12 protein-coding genes are annotated in these 12,555 nt (G+C 71.0%); 6 read left to right on the top strand and 6 right to left on the bottom strand.

Features of this window, described 5'->3' with window-relative positions; translation table 11 throughout:
* Positions 1 to 3: 3 nt before the first annotated feature.
* The 6 genes from Q0Q47_RS09830 to Q0Q47_RS09805 all read left to right on the top strand — a co-directional run bounded on the left by Q0Q47_RS09830 (position 4) and on the right by Q0Q47_RS09805 (position 6,486).
* Entirely contained in the window at positions 4 to 942 is a 939-nt protein-coding gene (locus Q0Q47_RS09830; RefSeq protein WP_293858161.1) for an ABC transporter permease, read from the top strand.
* Complete coding sequence (locus tag Q0Q47_RS09825) at positions 939 to 1,814, top strand: ABC transporter permease (RefSeq protein WP_293858158.1); 876 nt, start codon at positions 939 to 941, stop codon at positions 1,812 to 1,814. Before Q0Q47_RS09830 ends, Q0Q47_RS09825 begins: the two co-directional genes overlap by 4 nt.
* 35 nt (positions 1,815 to 1,849) lie before the next feature.
* Positions 1,850 to 2,815, top strand: a complete 966-nt coding sequence (locus tag Q0Q47_RS09820; RefSeq protein ID WP_293858155.1) for an ABC transporter ATP-binding protein — start codon at positions 1,850 to 1,852, stop codon at positions 2,813 to 2,815.
* On the top strand, positions 2,812 to 3,813 hold the full coding sequence (locus tag Q0Q47_RS09815; RefSeq protein WP_293858152.1) for an ABC transporter ATP-binding protein: 1,002 nt from the start codon (positions 2,812 to 2,814) through the stop codon (positions 3,811 to 3,813). The genes Q0Q47_RS09820 and Q0Q47_RS09815 overlap by 4 nt, the downstream gene beginning before the upstream one ends.
* A 68-nt stretch (positions 3,814 to 3,881) precedes the next feature.
* Entirely contained in the window at positions 3,882 to 5,111 is a 1,230-nt protein-coding gene (locus Q0Q47_RS09810) for an MFS transporter (RefSeq protein ID WP_293858149.1), read from the top strand.
* A gap of 127 nt (positions 5,112 to 5,238) precedes the next feature.
* A complete protein-coding gene (locus Q0Q47_RS09805; protein ID WP_293858146.1) occupies positions 5,239 to 6,486 on the top strand; it encodes an MFS transporter in 1,248 nt (415 codons plus the stop codon).
* Between the two features lie 187 nt (positions 6,487 to 6,673).
* Here the strand turns inward: Q0Q47_RS09805 and Q0Q47_RS09800 are convergent, their stop codons facing one another.
* The 6 genes from Q0Q47_RS09800 to Q0Q47_RS09775 form a co-directional block, all read right to left on the bottom strand.
* Positions 6,674 to 7,459 (bottom strand): class I SAM-dependent methyltransferase, encoded by a 786-nt coding sequence (locus Q0Q47_RS09800; RefSeq protein WP_293858143.1) that lies wholly within the window; start codon positions 7,457 to 7,459, stop codon positions 6,674 to 6,676.
* Between the two features lie 102 nt (positions 7,460 to 7,561).
* The gene (locus Q0Q47_RS09795) at positions 7,562 to 7,798 is read right to left on the bottom strand and encodes a hypothetical protein (RefSeq protein ID WP_293858140.1); all 237 of its coding nucleotides are present in this window, start codon (positions 7,796 to 7,798) and stop codon (positions 7,562 to 7,564) included.
* Positions 7,799 to 8,023: 225 nt separating this feature from the next.
* Entirely contained in the window at positions 8,024 to 9,547 is a 1,524-nt protein-coding gene (locus Q0Q47_RS09790; protein WP_293858137.1) for an amino acid ABC transporter permease/ATP-binding protein, read from the bottom strand.
* A 7-nt stretch (positions 9,548 to 9,554) separates the two neighbouring features.
* Positions 9,555 to 10,676 (bottom strand): hypothetical protein, encoded by a 1,122-nt coding sequence (locus Q0Q47_RS09785; RefSeq protein WP_293858134.1) that lies wholly within the window; start codon positions 10,674 to 10,676, stop codon positions 9,555 to 9,557.
* Positions 10,673 to 11,389 carry an amino acid ABC transporter permease gene (locus tag Q0Q47_RS09780; RefSeq protein WP_293858131.1) on the bottom strand — a complete coding sequence of 239 codons (717 nt, stop codon included), beginning with the start codon at positions 11,387 to 11,389 and terminating at the stop codon, positions 10,673 to 10,675. The genes Q0Q47_RS09785 and Q0Q47_RS09780 overlap by 4 nt, the downstream gene beginning before the upstream one ends.
* Before the next feature lie 61 nt (positions 11,390 to 11,450).
* Positions 11,451 to 12,302 (bottom strand): ABC transporter substrate-binding protein, encoded by an 852-nt coding sequence (locus Q0Q47_RS09775; protein ID WP_293858128.1) that lies wholly within the window; start codon positions 12,300 to 12,302, stop codon positions 11,451 to 11,453.
* Positions 12,303 to 12,555 lie beyond the last annotated feature (253 nt).

The following is a 12,555-nucleotide window of genomic DNA, read 5'->3' as shown; positions in this document are numbered from 1 at the left end:
GGCATGCTGCGCGTCGTGGGGGCACGGCTGCTCGATGCCGTGCCCACCGTCCTCCTGGTCCTGACGCTCGTTTTCGTCGCGCTGCGGCTCCTGCCGGGCGACCCGGCGCTCGTGGTGCTCGGCGAGTACGCGACGCAGGACCAGCTCGCCCTGTTCCGGCGCCAGATGGGCCTCGACCTGCCGCTCTGGCAGCAATACCTGGCCTTCCTGAAGGGCATGCTCACCTTCGACTTCGGCACCTCGATGGTGAGCCAGATGCCGGTGTCGCAGCTCATCCGCGAGAACCTGCCCTACACGATCGAGCTGACCCTGGTGGCGACCGGCCTGGGCGTGGTCGTGGGCATCCCCATGGGCGTCGTCGCCGCGGTCAACCGCGGGCGCTGGCCGGACATGGGCGCCCGCATCTACTCCCTCGTCGGCTACGCCATCCCCGACTTCTACCTCGGCGCCCTGCTGCTCATCGGCTTCGCGCTCAACCTGGGCTGGTTTCCGATCAATGGCGGCGGCAGCGGCTTCCTCGACCGCATGTACCACGTGATCCTGCCGGCGATCACGCTGGCCACCCTGAAGTCGGCGTTCCTGGGGCGCCTCACCCGCACCTCCATGCTCGAGGTGCTCGGCCGCGACTACGTGCGCACCGCGCGGGCCAAGGGCGCGCGCGAGCCACGCGTCATCTTCCGCCACGGCCTGCGCAACGCCCTCCTGCCCGTGGCGACCGGACTGGGGCTCAGCCTGCTGGCGACGCTGTCGGGCTCGGTGGCCATCGAGCTCGTGTTCAACCGGCCGGGGATCGGCGAGGTGCTGATCAGCGCCATCGCCAAGCGCGACTATCCGGTCATCCAGGCAGGCGTCGTCATCTTCGCGTTTTTCGTGGTGGTGGTGAACCTGGGCGTCGACCTCGTCTACGCCCTCGTCGACCCCCGCATCCGGGTGAAGGCATGACCACCGTCGACGAGCCCCTGCTGGCCTCGGACGAGCCCTCCTTCGGCGTGCTGCGGCGCATGTTCTCGCTGGAGCGGCCGGGGACGATCGTCGCCGCGCTGGTGGTGCTGGCCTTCGTGGTGGTCGCCGTCCTCGCCCCCACCATCGCGCCCTACGACCCGCTCAAGCAGAGCTACCTCAAGATCAACACCTATCCGTCGGCGGACCACTGGCTCGGCACGGACCAGTTCGGCCGCGACGTGCTCTCGCGCCTGCTCTTTGGGGCCCGCAACTCGCTGATCTTCGGCCTGCTCGCGCCGGGCATCGCCGCCATCGTCGGCACGGTGCTCGGGGTCTGCGCCGGCTATTTCGGCGGCGTCGTCGACCGCATCGTCAGCCGAATCATCGACCTGCTGCTGTCCTTCCCCGAACTGCTGCTCGCCATCATGATCTCGGCGGCGCTGGACGGCGGGTTCTGGAACGTCCTGCTGGTGCTCTCCATCGCCTTCGTTCCGGGCTTCGCCCGCGTCGCACGCGCCACGACCCTGGCCGTGCGCCAGGAGCCCTACATCGAGGCGAGCATCTCGGTGGGCCTGCGCACGCGCACGGTCATCCTGCGCCACGTCGTGCCCAACATGGCCTCGCCGGTCGTCGTGCTGGCCACGCTGTGGGTCGCTTCCGCCATCCGCCTCGAGGCCTCGCTGAGCTTCCTGGGGCTCGGTACGCGGCCGCCGGCGCCGAGCTGGGGCAACATCATCCGCGACGCGCTGGGCAACGTCTTCGGCTCGCCCTGGCCCATCATCGGCGCGGGCCTCGCCATCACCATCGTCGTGCTGTCGATCAACGTGCTGGGGGACGCCCTGCGCGATGCCCTCGACCCGGACATGCCATGAGCGGCGCGGCCTTGCATGCCACTAGCGGAGCGCCCTTGCTGCAGGTCGAGGGGCTCACCGTCGCCTTCGGGCGCGGGGACGCCGCCGTCACCGCCATCGAGGACGTTTCCTTCGCCGTGGGGACCGGCGAGGCGGTCGGGCTCGTGGGCGAATCCGGCTCTGGCAAGTCGGTCACGTCGCTGTCCATCCTGCGCCTGCTCGCCCCGTCCGCCACCATCCGCGGCGGCCGGATCCTGTTCGCCGGGCGGGACCTCGTCACCGTGCCGCGGTCCGAGATGCCGGACCTGCGCGGACGCGACGTCGCCATGATCTTCCAGGAGCCGATGAGCTCGCTCAACCCGCTGATGACGGTGGGCGACCAGATCGGCGAGGCCATCGCGCTGCACGAGCAGGTGTCGCCGCAGGCCCGCGAAGCGCGGGTGCTGGAGCTGCTGGGCGGGGTCGGCATCCCCGACGCGGCGCAGCGGCGGCGCGCCTATCCGCACCAGTTCTCCGGCGGCATGCGCCAGCGCGTCATGATCGCCATGGCGCTCGCCTGCCGCCCACGCCTGCTCATCGCCGACGAGCCGACCACCGCGCTGGACGTGACCATCCAGGCGCAGGTGCTGGAGCTCATGCGCGACATCCGCGAGCGCACGGGCACGGCCATCCTGCTCATCTCCCACGACCTCGGCGTGATCGCCGAGATGTGCGAGACGGTGGTGGTGATGTATTCCGGCCGCGTGGTCGAGACGGGCCGCGTCGCCGACGTGTTCCGCGATGCGCTGCACCCCTACACGCGCGGCCTCCTCGCCTCGATCCCGCGGCTCGACGGCGAGAGCCGGCGCCTGCACCAGATCCCCGGCAACGTCCCTGCCCCGGGCGCGCGGCCGCGGGGCTGCGCCTTCGCGCCGCGCTGCCCCGTGAAGGTGGCCCGCTGCGAGGCGGAGCGCCCGGCCCTCACGCCGCTCGCGCCGGGGCGCGGTGCGGCCTGCTTCGTCGCCGGAAGCGAGGCCGCATGAGCCCCTCCGCGCCTTTCCTGCTGCGCGCCGAGGGCATCGGCAAGGTCTTCGGCGGCTCGCGCGGCCTGCCGTTCGTGGCCGCGAGCGCCAGGGTGCGGGCCGTCGACGGCGTGAGCTTCGCCATGCAGCCGGGCGAGACGCTCGCGGTGGTGGGGGAATCGGGTTGCGGCAAGTCCACCCTGGCCCGCCTTCTCCTGCGGCTGATCGAGCCCAGCGAGGGCCGCGTGCATTTCGACGGACAGGACCTCGAGGCCCTGTCGCAAGAGGCGCTGCGCCAGTTCCGCCGCCACGCCCAGATGGTGTTCCAGGATCCGTTCGGCTCCCTCAGCCCGCGGCGTACGGTGTTTCAGACGCTGGCGGAGCCGCTGCAGACCTTCGGTCTCGCACAACCCGGCAAGGCCCTGCGCGAGCAGGTCGCCGACCTCATGCGCCAGGTCGGCCTGCCGGCCTCCGTCATGGACCGCTACCCGCGGCAGTTCTCCGGCGGCCAGCGGCAGCGCATCGGCATCGCCCGGGCCATCGCGACGGGCCCGCGCCTCATCGTGGCCGACGAGCCCGTCTCGGCGCTCGACGTGTCGATCCAGGCGCAGATCGTGAACCTGCTGCAGGACCTGCAGGAGCGAAACGGCTTCTCCTGCCTGTTCATCGCCCACGACCTCGCGGTGGTGCGCCACATCGCCGACCGCGTCATGGTGATGTATCTCGGCCGTGTGGTGGAGATCGGCCCTCGCCGCGCCGTCTACGAGGCCCCGCACCACCCCTACACCCAGGCCCTTCTTTCGGCGGTCCCCCGGCCGGATCCGGGCGCCGCGCGGCGCCGGATCGTGCTGGGCGGGGACGTGCCGAGCCCCTCGCGCATCCCACCCGGCTGCGCCTTCCACACCCGCTGCCCACTGGCCCGGGACATCTGCCGGCAGGAGCGCCCGGCGCTGCGCGAGATGCCCGGCGGGCAACAGGCCGCGTGCCATTTCGCCGGGCCGAACCCGATCCCCGTCTAGACGCCCCCCTCCAACCTTGCGAAGCGGGGCCTGCGCTGCCACACAGGGGCAGGACCCAGGAACCCGCGATGGGCACACAGGCTCTGCCGGCGGCGCCCGGCGACACCGAGCGGACGGTGACGACGAGGCTCTACGTCGCCCGGTCCCTGCGCGACTTCGGCGACGGCTTCGTGGCGGTGCTCCTTCCCGTCTATCTCTCCGCCCTCGGCCTCGGCGCGCTGGAGACCGGCATCGTCGCGACGGTGGCGCTGCTCGGGTCGGCGGTCATGACCTTCGGCATCGGCTGGCTCGGGGGGCGCAGCGACCACCGCACCCTGCTGATCGCGGCCTCCCTGCTGATGGCCGCGACCGGTCTCGCCTTCGCCGGATCGAACGCCTTTCCGGTCCTGGCGATGGTGGCCTTCGCCGGCACCGCCAATCCCTCCTCGGGCAGCGTCAGCATCTTCGTGCCGCTCGAGCACGCCGTCCTGGCCCATGCCGTCGCCGACCAGCGGCGCACGGCCTCCTTTGCGACGTACAGCCTCGTCGGGGCCCTGGCCGGGGCGGCCGGGGGCTTCGCGGCGGCGAGCCCGGACCTGCTGGTGCGCCTCGGCCTGTCCACGCTGGCGTCCCTGAAGGCGATGTTCGTGCTTTACGCGGCGCTGGGCCTTTGCGCCGGCGCGATCTATCGCGGCCTCGCGCCGGTGCCGGAGGGCGACCACCGCAGGGGCGCGCCACTGGGGCCCTCACGCGGCATCGTCGTCCGGCTCGCCGCGCTGTTCAGCATCGATTCCTTCGCCGGCGGCTTCGCCGTGCAGTCGCTGCTGGCGCTGTGGCTGTTCGAGCGATTCGACCTGTCGCTCGCGCAGGCCGGGACGTTCTTCCTGGTCTCGGGCGTGCTCTCGGCCTTCTCCTACCCGGTCGCCACCTGGCTCGCCGCCCGCATCGGGCTCGTGAACACGATGGTCTACACCCACATCCCGGCGAACCTGTTCCTCATCGGCGCGGCGCTGGCACCGGACCTGCGCCTGGCCCTCGCGCTGCTGCTGCTGCGCTCGGCGCTGTCGCAGATGGACGTCCCCACCCGCTCCTCCTACGTCATGGCCGTGGTGACGCCCGCCGAACGGGCTGCCGCGGCGAGCTTCACCTCGGTGCCGCGCAGCCTCGCCGCGGCCGCCAGCCCCGCGCTGGCCGGCATGCTCTACGCGGCGGGGCATGCAGCCTGGCCGTTCATCGCCTGCGGGGCGCTGAAGATCGTCTACGACCTGCTGCTCCTGTGGACGTTCCGCCACGTCAGGCCGCCCGAGGAGCAGGGCTAGGCATGGTGCCGACAGCGCCGCTCCACGCTCCGCGCACTGCTCAGAACGCGCCCACCGTGCTACCTCTGCGGAAAAGATCCTCCTCCAGCGACGCGGCTTCGCCCGCGCCCGAAGGACCCGCCGCACCATGACCGCGTCCCGCTGGGCCTCCGTCTTCTCCCCTTTCGCGGTGCGCAGCTTCCGGTTCCAGTGGTCGGCCGACCTGGTGACCTCCTGGGCCTTCGAAATGGAGAACGTGCTGCTCGGCTGGTACATCGTCGTCAAGACGCAGTCGGTGCTGATGGTCACGCTCTACGGAACGATGCAGTTCCTGGGCACGCTGATCGCGCCCTTCTTCGGGCTGGCGGGGGACCGGCTCGGCCAGCGCACCGTGATCTGCGCGATCCGGGCCTGCTTCGTGGCGCTGTCGTCCGTCGGCACGCTCCTGACGCTCACCGACAACCTGTCCCCGGTCCTGGTGCTGGTGATCGCCGGGGTCGGCGGCCTCGTCCGCCCGTCGGACACGGGGATCCGCAACCTCCTGATCGCCGAGACCATCCCGCCGGGGATCCTGATGCGGGCCATCAGCCTGTCGCGCATCACGCAGGACTCGGCGCGCGCGGCCGGCGCGCTGGCCAGCGGTGCCATCGTTCTGGTGCTGGGCATGTCGGTGGCCTACCCGGTCGCCGTGGCGTTCTACGCTCTGGGTGCGCTGCTCTCGTTCGGCGCCGGTGTGCCCCGCCCGGTGCGGACCCATCCGCTGCCGAAGCTGTCGCCTTTCGGCGACCTGCGGGATGCGGCGCGGGCGGTCTGGCAGCACCCCCAGCAACTGGCGGCCATGATCATGGCTTTCGCGCTGAACATGACGGCCTTTCCGTTCACGCTCGGCCTCCTGCCCTACGTCGCGCGCGACGTCTACGGCACGACCCAGGCCGGGCTCGGCTACATGGTGGCCGCGGTCGCCTGCGGCAGCATCGTCGCCTCCGTGATCACGACCGCCCGCGCCGGGTCGCTCAGCCCGGCCCGGACGATGCTGGTGTGCAGCCTCGTCTGGCACGCGTTGCTCGTGGTCTTCGGCCAGGTCCATGGGCTGGCGGGAGGCCTCGTGCTCCTGGGCCTGATCGGGCTCGCCCAGATGATGTGCATGCTGCCCCTGTCGCTGCTGCTGCTGCGCAGCGCGCCGGTCGCCCTCCGGGGCCGGATCATGGGCATGCGCACGCTCGCGGTGTACGGGCTGCCGATCGGCCTTCTCGGCACCGGTCCCCTGATCGACACCCTCGGCTTCCCGGCCACGGCCACGCTCTACGGGCTCGCCGGAACACTCGCTACGCTGGCGGTGCTGGTGCGCTGGCGGGAGCACCTGTGGGCGCGCGATGCCGAGGCGAACTCCGGTTGATCGGCCGCCTTCGCGGCCGCTTCGCGCGCGTTACAAGCGCCGAGTGCGTCAAATTGGAACTCGGGCGCGGCCGGCGCGTTCCAGATTACCCCTGACGTTCAACTCCGTGGCCCGCGCCCGTCCAGCCCGACGCGCGGGCTTTTCTTTGTGGGCCGCCCCGTCGCGCCCCCGCCCGGCGCCGGACGCGTCAGATAGCGCGGTCGAGACGGCGAAAGCCGTCGAGGTGGGCCGGGCTTTGCGGGACGGCCTGGTCGCGCTGCGTGAGCAGGGGCTCGACCTGGCCCCGCCAGGCGAGCCCCATGATCTGCATCGTCTCGTAGATGCCCGTGTTCCAGCCGGCGTCGCGCATCGCCGCGAGACCGGCCGCGACATGCGGCGAGGTGAGGTCATGGAACATCACCACGGCCGTCTCGGCGCAGAAGGGCTGCACCGCCACCGCGTCCTGGCGCGGCGCGTCGCCCTCGTGGTTGCCGTCGATGAACACGAACGAGAAGGGCCGGCGGTCCGTCGCGGCCACGGTGCCGAGAATGTCCGGCGAAAAGCCCGGCCACAACCGCGGTATCGGCGTCCCCGGCGCCGCGGCGCGGGCGAGCGAGGCCTCGACCCAGGCCCGGCGCGCTTCATCGGCGAGGGCGGGGTCCACCACGTCGAGATCGAGGCCCGCCGCGACGAGATGGGCGGTCGACCAGCCGAAGTGGCAGCCGATCTCCAGCGCGCGCGCTCCGGCGAACCCGCGCGCGACGTTGTGCAGGATCAAGGCCTCCTCGGTCGAGATCAGGCCCGTCTGGAAGGGCGAGCGATGGCGCGCGTCGGTGCGCCAGACGTGGGGAACGGCGAGGCGCAGGAACGGCCACGACGCGGTGGCGACGTCGCCCGGTCCGGCATCCGGAAACTGCGGCAGGAGACCGGGGTCGGCGAGACCGGCCGGGCGAAAATCATATCGGCCATCGTGGGGCCGATGCGCGTCGGGCATGCGGGGGAACTCCGGAGAAGGCGGGACCGGCGGGTCCCTGCGTCCGGTATACGGATGAACCGCCGCGCGGACCACCCGGGCAGCGTCCCGGCGGCCGGCCGCTCAGGCGTTCCCCGCCACCGCCGGCCTTGCCGATCCGATCCTCCAGGCGGCAGAAATGGCGGACGCCGCGTCCCGCGCGATCCGCTCGGCCCAGCGCTCGTCGACGTCTCTGCGCTTGGGCGTGATCCGATAGACTTGAACCTGTCCATCGGCCTGGGTGAATGCCACGCAGGCCTCGTCGGAATCGGCGACGCCGTCTCCGAACGAGACGCGCCAGGCTGGTTGGTCCGTCACCATGGCGATCCGTCCATCCCTCTCGAGCAGGCCACCCAGTGTCCTTCGGCGCGGCCCCTCACGCAACGGCACGAGAACGCGGAGCGTTCCCGGCGCGCCGTCACGGCCGTCATCGGCACGTCACGAACCGCCGCCTCGTCCCTGATGGCGCGGCACTTTCGGCCGCCGGCCTTGCGGCGGGTGGGCTGTGGATAACCGGCCCGGCAAGCGCCAGCTCTGCGGCGGGATTCAGGCCGCCAGCGTCGCGAGGAACGCCTGCGTGCGCGGATGGGTCGGGCGGGCCAGCACGGTCTCGACGGGTCCCTGCTCGACGATCCGGCCCGCCTCCATGACCACCAGGCGGTCCGCCACGGCGCGGGCAAAGCCCAGTTCGTGGGTCACCACGACCATGGTCATGCCGTCGGTGGCGAGCGCCCGCATGGCGCGCAGGACCTCGCCCACGATCTCGGGATCGAGGGCCGACGTCGGTTCGTCGAACAGCATGACCTCGGGGTTCATGGCCAGCGCACGGGCGATCGCCACCCGCTGGCGCTGCCCGCCGGAGAGCATGGCCGGATAGGATTGCGCCTTGTCGGCGAGGTCGAGCCGGGCGAGCTGCGCGAGGCCCCGCGCATCGGCGGCCCCCGGTGCAAGCCCACCGACGCGGCGCAGCGCCAGCGTGACGTTGCCGAGCGCGGTCAGGTGCGGGAAGAGGTGGAACTGCTGGAACACCATGCCGATGCGGCTGCGTTGCCGGTCGAGCTCCCGCTCCGACAGAGCGACACGGGCGCCGCCAGCGGCGCGCCTGAAGCCGATGGTCTCGCCGGCCAGCGTCACCTCGCCCTCGTCGGGCACCTCCAGGTGGTTCAGGCAGCGCAGCAGGGTCGACTTGCCGGAGCCCGACGGCCCCACCACGACGACCACCTCGCCGCGATGCACGGTCAGGTCGACGCCGTCGAGCGCGCGGGCCGCCCCGAGCGTCTTGTGGAGGCCCTTCGCCGCGACCAGCACCTCGCCGGAGGGGCGATGATCGGCCACGGGCGCCAGCGCCGCCACCGGCGGCGCGGGGGCCACGGCCGCCCTGGCCGGGCGGGCCTCCCCGCCCCCTGCCCTCGACCAGGCGCTGCGCCCGCGGATCCAGATCTCCAGGAGGCTGACCACGGAGATGATGGCGAGGTACCACAGCGCCGCGACCGAGTAGATCTCGAGCGGTCGCGACGTCGACTGGGCCAATTGCTGGGACGTGCGCAGGAGCTCGGCGAAGGAGATCACCGAGAGCAGCGACGTGGCCTTGATCATGTAGCTGTAGTTGTTGACCAGCGGCGGCAGGATCACCCGCATGGCCTGCGGCAGCACCACCAGCCGGAACACCTGGAACCGCGTGAGGCCCAGTGAGAACCCCGCCTCGCGCTGGGTCGCCGGCACGGCGATGAGGCCGGACCGCACGATCTCGGCCATGCGGGCGCCCTCGTTGATGCCGAGCGCCAGCAGGCCCGTGGCGAGGACGCCGAGCCGCACGCCCAACAACGGCAGCACGGCGTAGAAGAACAGGATCTGGGCGAGCAGCGGCGTGCCGCGGAAGATCCACAGATAGAGCCAGGCGAGCACGCGCGGCGCCCGCCAGGCCGACAGCATCATCGGCGCCACGCCGAAGCCGATGGCCGTGCCGATGGCCTGGGCCACGGTCGCGACCCAGACGGTCGTGAACGCCGCCTGCGCGACCAGGGGCGAGGTCAGGACCTGCAGGAAGAGGTGCTGATCCCACGCGCCCATGGGCGGTTCAGGCCTGCACTTTCACGAGCTTCACGAGGCCCGGCACCGGCGGCGAGGCCCGGTCCACCGCGTAGGAGAACCCGCCGCGGCGCGTGCCGGCGACCGACAGGTCCACGATGTTGACGAGGCCGGGCTCGGCCCCGATGACGTCGTGGGTGGCGTTGACGATGGTGTTGGCCGCCCCGAACAGCGACAGGGCGGCCGGCACGACGCTGGCGCGCACGTGGTGCAGGCCCTCGATGTCGATCTCGTCCGCGACCCGCAGGCCGTGCAGCTCCGGCTGGTAGAACATGACGAGGCGCACCGAGATGATTGTCTCGGCGCCGCGCATGCCGCGCCCTTCCTGGGCGATCCCGATGACGCGGCCGGGCTCGATCATGCCGAGGGAGGGAGTCCCGGAATCCACCGGGAAGGTGGCGGTCGACGTCTCCCACCCTTCCTCGACGCGGTCGATGTCGAGGTTCAGCCGCTCGGCGATGCAAGCGATGGACTCGGGCGCTCCCATGTGGCCGACGATGCGGCCCGCCTTGATCTTCTCCTGGAACTCGTCCGGCCACAGCGCGTAGCCCACGTGGTCGATGTCACCAGGCCCGGTGCCGGTGACGTCGATGGTGCGCGTGATCGTGACGCGCTTCACGCCGCAGGTGGTGCGGGCCAGCATCAGCGGCAGGCTGTCGAAGCTGAAGCCCGGGTTGATGCCCACGCCCGTGATGCTGACGCCCTTGCGCTTCGCGGCGGCATCGAGCCGGTCCGCAACGTCCGAAAAGCGCAGGGCCGGATGGAACATGGCCTCCGACGCCGAGATCACGTTGATTCCGGCGTCGAGAAGCTGCGTCATCTGCTCCTCGACGTGGGACAGCACCGACTCGGTCATGTGGTAGGCGAGGTCGGCCGGCTCCTTCAGGCTCGCGAGGCAGGCCTCGACGGTCGCGGCGACCGCCACGTCCGCGCCGTCCGTGATGCCGGGATAGAGATCGCCCATCCGCCGTCCCACCTTGGCGGGATCGTGGTCGATGGCGCCGACGATGCGGATCATGGGATAGCCGCTGCGCAGCGCGTCCATGAGCAGCGAACCGAGGGCCCCGAGGCCGAAGAGAATGACCCGGGCGGGACGGGAGGAAGCAGTCATGAGGCGGAGATCCCCGGCGTGGTGGTTGCGATGGTGGTCCGGCCGGCTTCCCGCCGCCCGGTGTCGAGACGCCGCTCGAGCCGGTGCTGGACCAGCATCCACAGCGTCGTCATGGCGAGGTAGTAGAGCGCGGCCACCGCATAGAGCTCGAGCGGCCGGAAGGTCTGGTTGATCGCCTGGTTGGTGACCCGCAGGAGCTCCTCGAACGAGATCACCGAGAGCAGCGAGGTCGTGCGCATCATGCTGGCGAACTCGTTGCCGAAGGGCGGCAGGAGGATGCGCAGCGCCTGCGGCATCAGCACGTCCCGCAGCGTGTCGAACCGGGAGAGCCCGAGGCTGCGCGAAGCCTCGACCTGTCCCTTGTCGATCGAATCGAGCGCCGTGCGCACGAAGATCGTCATGTAGGCCCCGCTGTAGAGCGACAGGCAGGCCAGGCTCGCCTGCAGCACGCTGAGGCGCAGGCCGAGCTGGGCGAGGCCGAAGTAGAACAGCAGGAGCTGGACGAGGGGCGGCGTGCCGCGGAAGAGCCAGATGTAGCCGTGCACGGCGCCGCGCAGGGCCGCGACCGACGAGCGCAAGGCCAGCGCGCCGCCGACGCCGATGACCGTGGCGACGACCTGCGCCACCGTCGCGACCGCGAGCGTGGTGCCCGCCGCCGCGACGATCCGCGGATCGGTGAGATAGGCGAAGAAGAACGACCAGTCCCAGATCACGTCTGTGCGCCCGAGGATAGGCCTGCGCCCGAAGATCCCGTCCCGGGCCGCAGCGTCCGGGTCACTTCTGGTAGTCGAACGACGGCACCGCCGCCACGCCCCACTTGGCCAGGATCTTCTCGTAGCTGCCGTCGGCCTTCATCTCGGAGAGGCCCTTGACCATGGCATCGGCGAGCGCGGTGTTGGCCTTCAGCGTGGCGAGCGCCAACTGGTTGGAGGCAAAGCCGGTGAAGGCGAGCTTCCAGCCCTTGTTGCGGTTGATGAAGAAGGCCGCCTGCGGGTCGTTGAGGTAGGCCGCGTCCGCCTGGCCCGAGACGACCGCCTGGATGGTGTCGGCATTGGCGTCGAAGGCGCGCACCGTGATCGGCTTCTTGCCGGCGGCGACCATGCGCTCGCTCTGGGCGACGAGGTTCTTGTTGGTGGTGCCGCCCGCCGCGACCGAGACGGTCTTGCCGGCGAGGTCGTCGAAGCAGCCGTTGTAGCTCGCCGCATCGCCGCTCTTGAAGCCGCAGCTTCCGCCGAAGGTGGCGTCGGCCTTCACCATCAGCCCCTCGCCCCACTGCACGTACGGCACCATGTTCATGATCTTGAGCCGGTCCGGGTTGATGAAGATCGCCGTGCACAGCCCGTCGAAGCGCTGGGCCTGCAGGCCGGGGACGAGGCCCGGGAAGGCCAGGTTCGTCCACTCGAGCTTCATGCCCATCTTGGCCGCCAGCGCGCCGCACAGGTCGACGTTGAGGCCGTCCTTCGTCCCGTCGGGATTGAGGAACTGGTTGGGCGCGGCCGCGAAATCGGCCGCCAGAGCCAGGGTGCCCTTCTCGAGCGTGAGGTTCTGCGCCCGGGCCGGAGCCCCGGCGAACGCGACAGCGAGCGCGGCGAAAGACAGAGACAGGAACCGGAACAGACGCGTCATCGGAAGATCCCCCACCCGATCGGATATTCCGTATGAAATATCAGGCACGGCGATCCGTCGAGACAAATCGGTGTGCAGTCGGTGCCCTGCTGAGGGCAGCAGAGAGATCCTGCAATCTCTCCAACGTCATGGCCGGGCTTGGCCCGGCCACCCACGACTTCAGGATGGCCCAGGCAAAGTCGTGGATGCCCGGGCCGTGTGTAAATACCGGAGACATCCCTGACACATGTTCGGGGACATCCCTGACAGTCTT

This window comes from uncultured Alsobacter sp. (assembly GCF_945952055.1).
Lineage (GTDB): Bacteria > Pseudomonadota > Alphaproteobacteria > Rhizobiales > Beijerinckiaceae > Alsobacter.
This window is presented reverse-complemented; position numbering and strand designations above follow the sequence as displayed.